Genomic DNA, 12,593 nt, shown 5'->3' with positions numbered 1-12,593 from the left:
TTGCCTTAGTTTAGGCTTCCCGACGAGCCACCCTGCCACCGTTCGAAGGGAACCTGATCATGCCTCGCCCTCTGCGGGTAGCCATTGTCGGAGCCGGCCCCGCCGGGATCTACGCTGCCGACGCGCTGCTGAAGTCCGCAGTTGCGGTCGAGCCCGGTGTGTCCATCGACCTCTTCGAACGGATGCCGGCCCCCTTCGGTCTGATCCGTTACGGCGTGGCCCCCGACCACCCGCGGATCAAGGGCATCATCACGGCCCTGCACCAGGTGCTCGACAAGCCTCAGATACGTCTCTTCGGCAATGTCGACTACCCGGGGGACATCAACCTCGACGACCTGCGCACCTTCTACGACGCCGTGATCTTCTCCACGGGGGCGACGGCGGACCGGGCCCTCGACATACCCGGCATCGGCCTCGACGGCTCGTACGGCGCGGCGGACTTCGTCTCCTGGTACGACGGTCACCCGGACGTGGCACGGACCTGGCCGCTCGAAGCGGAGAAGGTCGCCGTCCTCGGCGTCGGCAACGTGGCGCTCGACGTCGCCCGCATCCTCGCCAAGACCGCCGACGAGCTGCTGCCGACCGAGATCCCGCAGAACGTCTACGACGGCCTCAAGGCCAACAAGGCCCTCGAGGTCCACGTCTTCGGCCGCCGCGGTCCGGCGCAGGCGAAGTTCAGCCCGATGGAGCTGCGGGAACTGGACCACTCCCCGAACATCGAGGTCATCGTCGACCCCGAGGACATCGACTACGACGAGGGTTCGATCGCGACCCGGCGCGGCAACAAGCAGGCCGACATGGTCGCCAAGACCCTGGAGAACTGGGCCATCCGCGACATCGGTGACCGCCCGCACAAGCTGTTCCTGCACTTCTTCGAGTCCCCGACCGAGATCCTCGGCGAGAACGGCCAGGTCGTCGGCCTGCGCACCGAGCGCACCGCCCTCGACGGCACCGGCAACGTCAAGGGAACCGGCGAGTACAAGGACTGGGACCTCGGTGCGGTCTACCGCGCCGTGGGCTATCTGTCCGACGAACTGCCCAAGCTCCCCTGGGACGCCGAGTCGGGCACGGTCCCGGACCAGGGCGGCCGGGTGATCGAGGAGACAGGCGAGCACCTGCAGTCGACGTACGTCACCGGCTGGATCCGGCGCGGCCCCGTGGGTCTGATCGGCCACACCAAGGGCGACGCCAACGAGACCGTCGCCAGCCTGCTGGACGACCACGCGAACGGACGTCTGCACACGCCCGGCTCGCCCGATCCGGAGGCCGTGGACGCGTTCCTCGGCGAGCGGGACGTCCGTTTCACCACCTGGGAGGGCTGGTACCGCCTGGACGCCGCGGAGAAGGCGCTGGGCGAACCGCAGGGCCGGGAGCGCGTGAAGATCGTCGAGCGCGAGGACATGCTCGGCGCGAGCGGCGCGTAGTCCTCGGGGGCTCCTCTGAGCCCCCTCGGCCTCAGGCCCCCTCGGCCTCAGGGCCTTTGACCTCGGGACCCCTTCGGCGCGTTGCCGCAGGGTGGTGTTGAGCTGCTGCTGCTCCTGGTGGAGGAAGGCGACGTCTGACCTCGGCCAGGGTGTCGGCGAGCCGGTCGCCCACGGTGTTGATCTTGTGTCGGACGGTGTCGGTGGTGCCGTCGACGTACTGGCCGCGGCAGGGGGCGTGGTTGCCGGTGTACTCGCCGCTGCCGGTGACGAAGTAGAGGATGCCGGATGTGGCGCACTGTGTGATCAGTTCGCTGAAGCCGATGTCGTTGCCGCCGATGCCGAAGGTGACGAGGGCGGTGGGGGTCCGGGCCCATAGGGGGCGCCGCTGGGTGACTCCTGCACCGCCGGCCCCGGCACCCCCGCCCGGACCGGAACCCCCACGGGATGCGACCGCTCCGACCACCACCACCCCCGCTCTGGGCGCCCACGAACTCGGCATCGAAACAGCCGACGTCCACGGCATGAGTTGCACCGCCCCCACCGTCGACGACCTCACCGCACCTCAGGCCACCGACCGCGGCACCAACCCCGCCGAGCTCTCCGCCTTCAGTCGACGTAGTCGGCGACCAGAGTCGCGAACTCGTCGGGTGCGACCAGCCGGATGCCGAGGTCCTCGGCCTTGGCGCGCTTGGATCCTGCGCCTTCGCCGGCGACGACCAGCGTGGTCTTCTTGGAGACGCTGGAGGAGGAGCGGCCACCGGCGCGCTCGATGAGTTCGTTCATCTGGTTGCGGCTGAGCTTCTCCAGCGGGCCGGTCATCGCTCCGGTGACGACGACCGCCATCCCGGTCAGCGGCCCGCCCGCCGGCTCCGCGCCCAGGGCGCCGGTGTCGGTGTCGTCGGCGGTGACGGGCGGAGTGGCACCGGGCTCGGTCATGTTGACCCCGGCCGCGGTGAGCTTGTCGATGAGGGGGGCGAGTTCGGCGAGTTCGGCCACGATGGACGGGGCCTTCTCCGTGCCGATGCCCTCGACCCGCTGCATCGCTTCGGCGTCGGCGGCACGGATGTGGTCCATGGTCGCGAAGTACCGGGCGATACGACGGGACATGGAGCGACCCGTGCCGCGGACGCCGAGCGCGCACAGCACCCGCGACAACGGCTGCCCCTTGGCGGCGCCGATCGCCGCGAGGAGATTGTCGGTGCTGGTCTCACCCATCCGTTCCAGGGCGAGGAGGTGGCCGCGCGTGAGGGCGAACACGTCGGCCAGATCGGCGACCAGGCCGGCCTCGACGAGCTGGACGACACGGGTGTGACCCAGGCCCTCGATGTCGAGCTGGTCGCGGCCCGCGGCGTACGAGAGGGCGGCGACCAGATGGCAGTTGCGGCCGTTCTCGCAGCGCCAGCGCTGCTCGCTGGTGTCGATGGCGGAGCCGCACCGCGGGCACACCTCGGGGAAGACGATCGGCCGCTCCTCGCCGGTGCGCAGATGGGCGACGGGGGCTTCGACGCGGGGAATCACGTCCCCGGCGCGGTGGACCATCACGTGGTCGCCCAGACGCAGGTCGCGGCGGGTGATGTCGGCAGGGTTGTGGAGGGTCGCGTAGGTGATGGTGGAGCCGTCGATCTCGACCGGTTCGAGGACCGCGCGCGGAGCGATGATGCCGGTGCGGCCCACGTTCCACTCCACCTCCAGCAGCCGGGTGATCTTCTCCACGGCGGGCAGCTTGTAGGCGATCGCCCAACGCGGCGCACGCGAACCGGATCCGGCGGCCTCCTGATCGGCGGCGAGGTCGGCCTTGATGACTATCCCGTCGATCCCGAACGGCAACTCCGCCCGAAGCGCGGCGATCTCCTTGACCCGGGCCAGGACCTGCTCGGCGGTCTCCGCCGTGGTCCCGGGCACGACGGTGACGGCGGTGGTGTTCACGCCGAGCTCGCCGCACCGGGCCATCAGCTCGCTGTGCGCGGCCTCGCCCAGCCGTGCCGCGAGGGCTTCCTCAGTGCCGGGCAGCGGCAGCAGGGCATAGCCGAAGAAGGTCATCGGCACGGTGTAGGCGCGGTCCTTGGCGCGCAGCGTGCCCGCCGCGGCGTTGCGCGGGTTCGCGAACGGCTGGCCGCCGTGCGCGGTGCGTACCTCGTTGGCGTGCTCGAACTGGGCGGTGGTCATCAGGACTTCGCCGCGCACCTCCACCGTGACCGGTTCGGTGAGTTCGGCCGGGAGGCCTTCGACGGTGCCGATGGCGTGCGAGACGTCCTCCCCGGCCGTCCCGTCGCCACGCGTGATCAGCCGGGTGAGGCGACCACGGGTGTACCGGGCGGCGATCGCGAGCCCGTCGAGCTTCGGCTCGACACCGAACCGTGTGACATCATGGCCGATCCGCCGGGCCAGCGACGCGGTCCAGGCGGTGAACTCCTCCGGCGAGAACACGTTGTCCAGGCTCAACATGGGCACCGTGTGCGGGACATCGCCCTCCACGGCGCCACCGGCGACCTTCCCGGTGGGTGAGTCGGGCAGCACCTCGTCGGGATGAGCCGACTCCCACGCCGCGATGCCCCGCACGAGCCGGTCGTAGGTGTCGTCGTCCAGTACTGACGTGCCGCCCGCGTAGTAGGCGGCCGAAGCCTTCACGGCGTCCTCGACCGCCTGCGCGTAGGCGGCAACATCCACGATCACTGCGGCTGGTGTTGTCATGCCCGCCATCCTGCACGCCACCACTGACAACGCCCCGGTACGCGTCTGCCGCACGTCGGAAACCAGGTGACCGCGACGGCGGTGACCACTACGGTGAACTCGTTCAGGTGCGAAGGTTTCGGCTACTTCTCCTGTCAAGAGAGAGACGCGGGTTCGAATCCCGTCGCCCGCCCCGGCGGGTGTCGTCCAGCGGCCCAGGACACTTACGTCGCCGACACCGATCCCGATCTCTGAACACCGCGACACGAGCCGTCCGCCACGGGGGAGTACAGGCGGACGGCTTCGTCGTGCGCGCGGGAGCGGCTGTCGGTGACGACGGCCCGCGGGCCGCGGCTCGGCTCACTCGGGCGGCGCGGAACCCGGCGCGCCCACCCGTAGGCCGTCCATCACGAGGTCCAGAAGGCGGGTGGCGCGCGGCTGCCAGTCCCCGTCCGCGTCGATCTGCCAGAGACCGGCGATGAAGAGGAAGAAGTCCTCCGGGGTCACTCCCGGGCGGATGGTGCCCGCCTTGTCGTTCGCCGCCAGGAGCAGCGCGGTGGCCGAGGACATCGCGCCGTGCCCCAGCCGGGTCAGGGTGCCGTGCGCGAGGGTGGTCGCGCGCAGGGCCTCGGCCAGGCCGACCTTGGTCATGGCGAACTGGGCGAGGCGGTCCATCCACTCCCGCAGGGCCCGGTCCGGCGCACGCGTCTCGAGCAGCTGCGCCGCGGTGTCGGCGACCTGCTGCACCTCGTGGCGGTAGATCTCCAGGAGGAGTGCCTCGCGATGGGGGAAGTTGCGGTAGAACGTCCCTTGCCCGACCCCCGCCTTCTTGGCGATCGCGCTGAGCGGGGTGTCCGCCGACCGCGTCAGCTCGGCCAGGGCCACCTCGAGGATGCGCTCGCGATTGCGTTGCGCGTCCGAGCGCAGCGGGGTGGGCTTCCTCTGCTGCACTCGGGCCTCCTTCGTCCTCCGCCCTGCCAGGCGGGTGCCTTGCTAAGCGGACAGCTGTCCGATAGGTTCATGATTAACGGACAGGTGTCCGCTTAGGTTCACCATACCGCCGGATCCGGCCAGTGTGGACCATCGGTGTTCCCTTTTCCCGGCCCTCTCGCGACTTCCTTTCCCCCTCAGACTGGCGAAAGAAGGCTGATCATGGCCCCCATGACGTCCAGCGCCACGACCTCGACGTCCAGCACCATCACCCTGCACGTCAACGGCGAGAAGTACACGCTGCCCGTCGACCGTCGCACCACCCTGCTCGACGCGCTGCGTGAGCGTCTCGATCTCACCGGTACCAAGAAAGGCTGCGATCAGGGCCAGTGCGGCGCCTGCACGGTGCTGCTCGACGGACGCCGGGCCGTCTCCTGTCTGCAACTCGCCGTCGCCGCCGAGGGACGCGAGATCACCACCATCGAAGGGGTGGCGGACGGTGAGCGGCTGCATCCCGTGCAACAGGCCTTCCTCGACCTCGACGGCTACCAGTGCGGCTACTGCACGCCCGGCCAGATCTGTTCGGCCCTCGCGGTGATCGAGGAGCACGCGGCGGGCTGGCCGAGCGCCGTGACCGCGGACGTACGGCCCGAAGCGGGGGTTCCGCAGCTCACGCCCGAGGAGATCCGTGAGCGGATGAGCGGCAACCTGTGCCGGTGCGGCGCGTACGTGTCGATCGTGCAGGCCGTCGCGCGGGCGGCACAGTCGTCCGATACGCGGTCGTCCGCGACCAAGGAGGCGGCGGCATGAGGGAGTTCGACTACGAGCGCGCCTACGACGTCACCGGCGCGGTCGCCCTGCTGGGCGCCGACCCGGACGCGCGCTATCTCGGCGGTGGGACCAATCTCGTCGACCTGATGAAGAGCGGGGTGGAGCGGCCCGCCCGGCTCGTCGACGTGCGTGAACTCCCCCTCGACCGCGTCGAGTTCACAAGGAGCGGCGGGCTGCGGATCGGCGCGACGGTGACCAACAGCGACCTCGCCGCCCATCCCGACGTACGGCGCCACTACCCGGCGTTGACCCAGGCCGTGCTGGCCGGGGCCTCCGGTCAGCTGCGCAACATGGCCACGGTCGGCGGAAACCTGCTCCAGCGCACCCGCTGCGGCTACTTCACCGATCTGGCGAAGCCCTGCAACAAGCGGGTCCCCGGCAGCGGTTGCCCGGCCGTCGAGGGCGAGCACCACAACCACGCCATCCTCGGTATCTCCGCGCACTGCGTGGCCACGCACCCCTCGGACATGGCCGTGGCCCTCTCCGCCTTCGACGCCGTCGTCTCGTACGAAACGGCGGACGGGTCGGGGGAGTTGCCGCTCGCGGAGTTCTATCTGCCGGTGGGTGACACCCCGCACCTGGAGACCGCCCTGCCGCCCGGCGCACTGATCACCGGCGTCACCCTGCCGGCCGCCCCGGTCGCCGCCCGCTCCCGCTATCGCAAGGTGCGCGAGCGCGCCTCGTACGCGTTCGCGATCGGCTCGATCGCCGCCGCACTCGACGTCCACGACGGTGTCGTGCGCGAAGTGCGCCTCGCGTTCGGGGCGGTGGCCTCCCGGCCGTGGCGGGCCCGTGCGGCCGAACGGGCGCTGACCGGGGGACCGGCGAGCGCCGAGGCCTTCGCCGCCGCCGCGGACGCCGAGCTCGCGGCCGCCCGGACGCTGCCCCACAACGGATACAAGGTGCCCCTGATGCGCAATCTCGTCGTGGCGATGCTGACCGAACTCACCGAGGAGGTGGCCCGATGACCGGCACGACCGCCACCACGACCGCGACGGCGGCGGCGACCGCGACGTTCGGGGCCGTCGGTGCCGCGCACACCCGCGTCGAGGGCGTGGCCAAGGTCACCGGGGCGGCGCGCTACGCGGGCGAGGTCCCGTATCCCGAACTCGCCCACGGCTGGCTGGTGTTGTCCACCGTGGCCCGTGGCCGGATTCGCGTGGTGGAGTCCGCGCCCGTCCTCGCGATGCCGGGCGTCGTCGCCGTCCTGCACCACGAGAACGCCCCGCGTCTCAACGGCGACTACACGAACGCCTTCGGGGCGCCCGACCCGATCGCCCAGATCTTCCAGCACGACCGGGTCCCGTTCGTCGGCTGGCCGGTGGCGCTGGTCGTCGCCGAGACGCCCGAGCAGGCCAGGGAGGCCGCCGAGGCCCTCGTCGTCACGTACGACGAGGAGCCGCACGACGTCGTGTTCGCCGCCGGGCTCCCCGGGGTGTACGCGCCGGAGAGCGCCCCCGCCGCCGACAAGGGCGACCTGGAGGCCGAGCTCGCCGCGTCCGCCGTCGTCGTGGACGCCGAGTACAGCACTCCGGAGGAGCACCACAGCCCCATGGAGCCGCACGCGGCGATCGCGCGCTGGGACGGCGGCCGGCTCGAGGTCATCGACTCCAACCAGGGCAGCAGGTTCGTGGCGGACGAGCTCGCGAAGCTCTTCTCGCTCGACCCCCAGTCGGTGCGGGTGCGCTCGGAACACGTCGGCGGCGGCTTCGGCTCCAAGGGCACCCGCCCGCACTCGGTCGCCGCCGCGATGGCCGCGACCGTCCTCCAGCGCCCCGTACGCGTCGTACTGACCCGCCGCCAGATGTTCTCGCTGGTCGGCTACCGCAGCCCCACGGCCCAGCGGGTCAGGCTCGGCGCCGACGCGGACGGCCGGCTGCGCGCGTTCGACCACCGGGCCGAGTGCCTCACCTCGACCGTGTACGAGTTCGTCGAGCGGTGCGCCGAGTTCGGGCGCGCGATGTACGACTCCGACGCGCACCACTCGCAGACCCGTGTCGTACCGCTCGACGTGCCGACCCCGAGCTGGATGCGGGCGCCCGGCGAGGCGCCGGGCTCGTTCGCGCTGGAGTCCGCGCTCGACGAACTCGCCGAGAAGTGCGGACTCGACCCGATCGCGCTGCGCGCCCGCAACGAACCGGCCGTCGGCCCCGTCTCCGGGCTGCCGTTCAGCGGCCGCAACCTGCTCGCGTGCTTCGAGGAGGGGGCCCGCCGGTTCGGCTGGGCGGACCGTGACCCGCGTCCCGGTGTCCGCCGCGAGGGCCGCTGGCTGCTCGGGACCGGCACGGCCGCGTCCACGTTCCCCGTGCTGTCCGCCCCGTCCACGGCGGCCGTGACGGCCGAGCCGGACGGCAGCTTCACCGTACGGATCACCGCGTCCGACATCGGGACCGGGGCCCGCACCGCCCTCACCCTGATCGCCGCGGACGCGCTGGAGGTGGCGCCGGAGCGCATCCGGATGCGCATCGCGGACAGCGACTTCGGCTTCGCGATGATCGCCGGCGGCTCGATGGGCACCCGCTCCTGGGCCTGGGCGATCAGGGTCGCGGCGGACGAGCTGCGCGAGCGGCTGGCCCTGGGCGGCGGCATTCCGCCGGAGGGGATCACCGCACGCTCGGACACCTCACAGGCGGTCGGCGCGCTGGAGCAGAAGGAACGGCACTCCTTCGGTGCCCAGTTCGCCGAGGTCGCCGTGGATGTCACCAGCGGGGAGGTGCGGGTGCGGCGGATGCTCGGCATCTTCGCGGCCGGCCGGATCGTCAACCCGCTGACCGCGCGCGGTCAGTTCGTCGGAGGCATGATCTGGGGCCTGTCCATGGCCCTGCACGAGGAGGCTCACCGCGACCGGGCAAGCGGCGGTCACGTCGGCGCCGATCTCGCCGGCTACCACTTCTCCGCGCACGCCGACGTGCCCGACATCGAGGCGGACTGGGTGGACGACCCCGACCCCGGGGACCCGGTCGGCATCAAGGGCATCGGCGAGATCGGGGTCGTCGGAGCGGCGGCGGCGATCGCCAACGCGGTCTGGCACGCGACGGGTGTACGTCACCGGAATCTGCCGATCCGCCCGGACCGGGTGCTGCTGGCGGGCACGGGAGAGGACCGGGATGCTTGACATCGCCGACGAGCTGAACCGGTGGGCCGAGGAGGGACGGGACTTCGCCGTCGCCACCGTCGTGAGCGTCGGCGGCAGCGCCCCGCGCGGCCCCGGCGCCGCCCTCGCGGTCGACAGCGGCGGCACGGCCGTCGGCTCGGTCTCCGGCGGCTGTGTGGAAGGCGCCGTGTACGACCTGTGCGTTCAGGCGCTCCAGGACGGCCGGACGGTGCTGGAACGGTTCGGCTACAGCGACGAGGACGCCTTCGCGGTGGGGCTGACCTGCGGCGGGGTGATCGAGGTCCTGGTCACCCCGGTGCGCGCGGACGCGCCTGAGCGGCCGGTGTACGCGGCGGCGCTGGCGGCGGCGTCCCGGGGTGAGGCGGCGGCCGTCGCCCGGGTGGCCCGGGGACCGGTGGAACTGCTGGGGAGGGTGCTGCTCGTCCGCCCCGACGGCTCGTCCGACTCCTTCGGGGCATCCGACCCGTCCCGGTTGTCCACGTCGTACGCGGGAGGCCCGGGCGTCTCCCACGAGGGGAGCCTCGGCGGTCGTCCGGAGCTGGACCGCACGGCGGTGGCCGAGGCACGGGCCCTGCTGTCGGCGGGCCGCACCGGCACCCTCGAACTGTCGGAGGACGGCGCGCGCTGCCCGGGTGGCGTGACCCTGCTCGTCGAGTCGAGCGTGCCGCCGCCCCGAATGATCGTCTTCGGCGCCGTGGACTTCGCGACGGCGCTGGTACGGGTGGGCAGGTTCCTCGGCTATCACGTGACCGTGTGCGACGCCCGCCCGGTCTTCGCCACCCGGGTCCGCTTCCCCGACGCCGACGAGATCGTGGTCGACTGGCCGCACCGCTACCTCCGGCGGACCGTGACCGACGACCGCACGGTGCTGTGCGTGCTCACTCACGACGCCAAGTTCGACGTACCGCTGCTGGAGGCGGCCTTGCGCATGCCGGTGGCGTTCGTCGGCGCCATGGGGTCACGCCGCACGCACGAGGACCGTGAGCGGCGGCTGCGCGAAGTCGGCCTCGGCGAGCGGGAGTTGGCCCGCCTGAGATCCCCGATCGGGCTCGACCTCGGGGCCCGTACGCCCGAGGAGACCGCGCTGTCCATCGCGGCGGAGATCGTCGCAGCCCGGGAGGGTGGGACAGGCGCTCCTCTGACCGGCTCCAGGACACCGATCCACCGCGACGGGGGCGGGCGGGGGACCGGCGCGGCCGGGGCGCGGGAGGCTGCCTGAGAACGGCGCATGAAGTCCGACAACTCAAGCGCGAGGTGCACGGGTCGACCACCCTGGAGGTACCGCCGGTGCCCGGCCGGCGCGACCTGGGAGGTTGGAATGGACACCATGCACGCGGTGCGCGGCCACCGACGGGGCGGCCCCGAGCAGCTGACGTACGAGCTCGCCCCGCGCCCGGTGCCGGGCCCCGGAGAGGTCCTGGTCGGGGTACGGTCCGCGTCCATCACGCCGGACGAACTGGTCTGGGACGCGACCTGGACCGACAGCCTCGACGGCAGCGGCAGCGAGCGGGTGCCCATCGTGCCGTCCAAGGAGGTGTCGGGTGTCGTCGCCGAGCTCGGCCCCGAGGTGTCGGACTGGAAGGTCGGCGACGAGGTGTACGGGCTGATCCCGTTCACCCGGGACGGGGCCGCGGCGGAGTTCGTCGCCGTCCCCGCGGCCGTACTCGCCGCCAAGCCGGCCCGGCTCGACCACGACCACGCGGCGGCGCTGCCGCTGGCCGGGCTGACGGCCTGGCAGGGCCTGGTCGTGCACGGCGGCCTGCGCCCCGGTGCCCGGGTGCTGGTGCAGGGCGGTGCGGGCGGGGTGGGCTCCTTCGCGGTGCAGGTCGCGGTCGCGCTCGGTGCCGCGGTCACCGCGACGGCCGGCGCCGAAGCCGCCGATTTCGTACGCGGGCTGGGCGCCGAGCAGGTCGTCGACTACCGGAGCGGGCGCTTCGAGGAGCAGGTCAAGGACGTCGACCTGGTCTTCGACACCGTCGGCGGCGACACCCAGGAGCGCTCCTGGCAGGTGTTGCGTCCCGGCGGTCGTCTGGTGAGCATCGTCGCCCCGCCCGACGCCACGAAGGAGGGCGGCAGGTTCTTCGTCGTGGAACCGGACCGCTCCGGGCTGGAGGAGCTGTCCCGCCTGGTCGCGGACGGCGAACTGACTCCGCCCGTCGACCGCGTCTTCCCCCTCGCCGAGACCGCGCAGGCGTACGCGGCACTGGAACAGGGCCACCGCCGGGGCAAGATCGTGCTGCATGTTTCCTGAGCCGGCGCCGGAGACCGCACGTCGTCGCGGTGTGGCCGTGGCTCAGGAAGCCGAGGCCGCTCGCGCGAGCCAGTCGTACGCGGTCTGTGCGGTGAACTCGCGCTGACCGCCGCGCAGCAGCAGACCCGCCGTGGCGAACGCCGGGTCGTCGGCCTGTGCGGCGACGTACGGGACGGCGATGCAGCGCATCCCGGCCGCGTGTGCGGCGGCGGCGCCCGGAGCGGCGTCCTCCAGGACCACGCAGTCCGCCGGGTCGGCCTCCAGACGGCGCGCCGCTTCGAGGAAGACGTCCGGGGCGGGCTTGCCGTGCGCGACCTCGTCGGCCGACACGACGGTCGTCAGATGGGCGGCCAGGCCGGTGCCCGTCAGGATCGCCTCGATGGCGGCGGGTGCGGAGCCCGAGGCCACGGCCATCGAGGCGCCCTCGGCGGCCAGCAGTTCCACGAACTTCCGCATCTCCGGGTACACGTGCGTGGCGGCGCGGGCCAGCTCCAGATAGCGGCGGTTCATGTCGGCGAGCAGGGCGTCCAGTGGGGACCGCAAGCCGTAGCGCTCCTTCCAGAGCACCACCGTCTCCCGGGTGCTGATGCCGACGTAGCGCTCGTGCTCGGCCCAGGTGAAGTCGGTGATGCCCTGCTCGGCGAGCGTCTGGCGGCCGGCCTCGAAATAGTTCGGCTCGCTGTCCACGAGTGTGCCGTCGAGATCGAAGATGACCGAAGTGCGGCCGAGCGTGCTCATGGGGTCCAGGATGCCAAGCGAGGCCGAGCGCGGCCGATCACCCCCGTGCCACCGTCAGCTTCTCGCCGCTCGCCCGATCGACTCCACCAGCGGCAGCACCCGGTGCGGAACCCGCTCGCGCAGTGCCACCTCGGTGCGGGTGCGGACGACGCCGGGCATGCTGATGAGCGCCTGGATCACGTCCTCCAGGTGGGCGTTGTCGCGCGCCACGACCCGGGTGAGCAGATCGCCGCCGCCCGTGATCGAGAACGCCTCGATGATCTCAGGTACGGCGGCCAGCGCGTCGCCGACCTCGTCGAGGTGGCCCTGCGTGACCTCGATGTGTACGAAGGCGAGGACGGGGTGGCCGAGCGCCGCGGGGGACAGCGAGGGGCCCGTACCGGTGATCACCCCGTCCCGTTCCAGCCGGTCGAGGCGGGCCTGGAGCGTGCCGCGGGCGACACCGAGCATGCGGGCGTACTCGCGCACGCTGGTACGCGGTTGCTCCAGCAGCAGCCGCAGGATGCGGGTGTCGAGTTCGTCCACGGCCATGATCCACCGGCCTCCCTGCCGCCTGGGCTGATCTTCTTCGACCGTACCAATGGCTCAGCCCGCCGGGAGCCCGGTGGGGTGGGCCGGTTCACCCCTCCCGCTC

The 12,593-nt window shown here is 72.1% G+C and carries 11 protein-coding genes; 6 read left to right on the top strand and 5 right to left on the bottom strand.

The genetic code is table 11. The features are described 5' to 3' along the window. Window positions 1–59: 59 nt before the first annotated feature. Window positions 60–1,424: an FAD-dependent oxidoreductase gene (locus AAFF41_RS08465; protein WP_060897995.1), complete on the top strand. Its 1,365-nt coding sequence runs from the start codon at window positions 60–62 to the stop codon at window positions 1,422–1,424. Between the two features lie 31 nt (window positions 1,425–1,455). Here AAFF41_RS08465 and AAFF41_RS08460 read toward each other — a convergent pair whose 3' ends face one another. From AAFF41_RS08460 to AAFF41_RS08450, 3 genes are all read right to left on the bottom strand, one after another. After that, complete coding sequence (locus AAFF41_RS08460) at window positions 1,456–1,923, bottom strand: SGNH/GDSL hydrolase family protein (RefSeq protein ID WP_319745436.1); 468 nt, start codon at window positions 1,921–1,923, stop codon at window positions 1,456–1,458. A gap of 107 nt (window positions 1,924–2,030) precedes the next feature. Then, complete coding sequence (gene ligA / locus AAFF41_RS08455) at window positions 2,031–4,124, bottom strand: NAD-dependent DNA ligase LigA (RefSeq protein WP_343323782.1); 2,094 nt, start codon at window positions 4,122–4,124, stop codon at window positions 2,031–2,033. Window positions 4,125–4,454: 330 nt separating this feature from the next. Further along, entirely contained in the window at window positions 4,455–5,045 is a 591-nt protein-coding gene (locus AAFF41_RS08450) for a TetR/AcrR family transcriptional regulator (protein WP_319745440.1), read from the bottom strand. A 210-nt stretch (window positions 5,046–5,255) separates the two neighbouring features. Here AAFF41_RS08450 and AAFF41_RS08445 point away from each other — a divergent pair, with 210 nt between their 5' ends. The 5 genes from AAFF41_RS08445 (at window position 5,256) to AAFF41_RS08425 (ending at window position 11,221) form a co-directional block, all read left to right on the top strand. Beyond that, window positions 5,256–5,834, top strand: coding sequence for a (2Fe-2S)-binding protein (locus tag AAFF41_RS08445; protein ID WP_415925832.1), 579 nt, complete (start codon window positions 5,256–5,258; stop codon window positions 5,832–5,834). Further along, on the top strand, window positions 5,831–6,823 hold the full coding sequence (locus tag AAFF41_RS08440) for an FAD binding domain-containing protein (RefSeq protein WP_343323781.1): 993 nt from the start codon (window positions 5,831–5,833) through the stop codon (window positions 6,821–6,823). Before AAFF41_RS08445 ends, AAFF41_RS08440 begins: the two co-directional genes overlap by 4 nt. Continuing rightward, on the top strand, window positions 6,820–8,970 hold the full coding sequence (locus AAFF41_RS08435) for a xanthine dehydrogenase family protein molybdopterin-binding subunit (RefSeq protein WP_343323780.1): 2,151 nt from the start codon (window positions 6,820–6,822) through the stop codon (window positions 8,968–8,970). Before AAFF41_RS08440 ends, AAFF41_RS08435 begins: the two co-directional genes overlap by 4 nt. Beyond that, window positions 8,963–10,189 (top strand): XdhC family protein, encoded by a 1,227-nt coding sequence (locus AAFF41_RS08430; protein ID WP_319745449.1) that lies wholly within the window; start codon window positions 8,963–8,965, stop codon window positions 10,187–10,189. The genes AAFF41_RS08435 and AAFF41_RS08430 overlap by 8 nt, the downstream gene beginning before the upstream one ends. A gap of 99 nt (window positions 10,190–10,288) precedes the next feature. Continuing rightward, window positions 10,289–11,221: an NADP-dependent oxidoreductase gene (locus AAFF41_RS08425; protein ID WP_319745451.1), complete on the top strand. Its 933-nt coding sequence runs from the start codon at window positions 10,289–10,291 to the stop codon at window positions 11,219–11,221. A 42-nt stretch (window positions 11,222–11,263) separates the two neighbouring features. On the opposite strand, the gene AAFF41_RS08420 is transcribed toward AAFF41_RS08425, so the two are convergent. Together AAFF41_RS08420 and AAFF41_RS08415 are read right to left on the bottom strand one after the other, a co-directional pair. Next, window positions 11,264–11,959 carry an HAD family hydrolase gene (locus AAFF41_RS08420; RefSeq protein WP_319745453.1) on the bottom strand — a complete coding sequence of 232 codons (696 nt, stop codon included), beginning with the start codon at window positions 11,957–11,959 and terminating at the stop codon, window positions 11,264–11,266. 54 nt (window positions 11,960–12,013) lie between these two features. Beyond that, window positions 12,014–12,490, bottom strand: a complete 477-nt coding sequence (locus tag AAFF41_RS08415; protein ID WP_054228858.1) for an Lrp/AsnC family transcriptional regulator — start codon at window positions 12,488–12,490, stop codon at window positions 12,014–12,016. Between the last annotated feature and the right edge of the window lie 103 nt (window positions 12,491–12,593).

Origin of the sequence: Streptomyces mirabilis, assembly GCF_039503195.1 — a bacterium.
GTDB classification, from domain to species: domain Bacteria; phylum Actinomycetota; class Actinomycetes; order Streptomycetales; family Streptomycetaceae; genus Streptomyces; species Streptomyces mirabilis_D.
The sequence above is the reverse complement of the archived record's forward strand: the minus strand, read 5'-3'. Positions and strand labels throughout refer to the sequence as shown.

Coding starts and splice junctions, on each gene's coding strand:
- AAFF41_RS08465 (WP_060897995.1), top strand. CDS start 60: ATGCCTCGCCCTCTGCGGGTAGCCATTGTCGGAGCCGGCCCCGCCGGG.
- AAFF41_RS08460 (WP_319745436.1), bottom strand. CDS start 1,923: ATGCCGAGTTCGTGGGCGCCCAGAGCGGGGGTGGTGGTGGTCGGAGCG.
- ligA (WP_343323782.1), bottom strand. CDS start 4,124: ATGGCGGGCATGACAACACCAGCCGCAGTGATCGTGGATGTTGCCGCC.
- AAFF41_RS08445 (WP_415925832.1), top strand. CDS start 5,256: ATGACGTCCAGCGCCACGACCTCGACGTCCAGCACCATCACCCTGCAC.
- AAFF41_RS08440 (WP_343323781.1), top strand. CDS start 5,831: ATGAGGGAGTTCGACTACGAGCGCGCCTACGACGTCACCGGCGCGGTC.
- AAFF41_RS08435 (WP_343323780.1), top strand. CDS start 6,820: ATGACCGGCACGACCGCCACCACGACCGCGACGGCGGCGGCGACCGCG.
- AAFF41_RS08430 (WP_319745449.1), top strand. CDS start 8,963: ATGCTTGACATCGCCGACGAGCTGAACCGGTGGGCCGAGGAGGGACGG.
- AAFF41_RS08425 (WP_319745451.1), top strand. CDS start 10,289: ATGGACACCATGCACGCGGTGCGCGGCCACCGACGGGGCGGCCCCGAG.
- AAFF41_RS08420 (WP_319745453.1), bottom strand. CDS start 11,959: ATGAGCACGCTCGGCCGCACTTCGGTCATCTTCGATCTCGACGGCACA.
- AAFF41_RS08415 (WP_054228858.1), bottom strand. CDS start 12,490: ATGGCCGTGGACGAACTCGACACCCGCATCCTGCGGCTGCTGCTGGAG.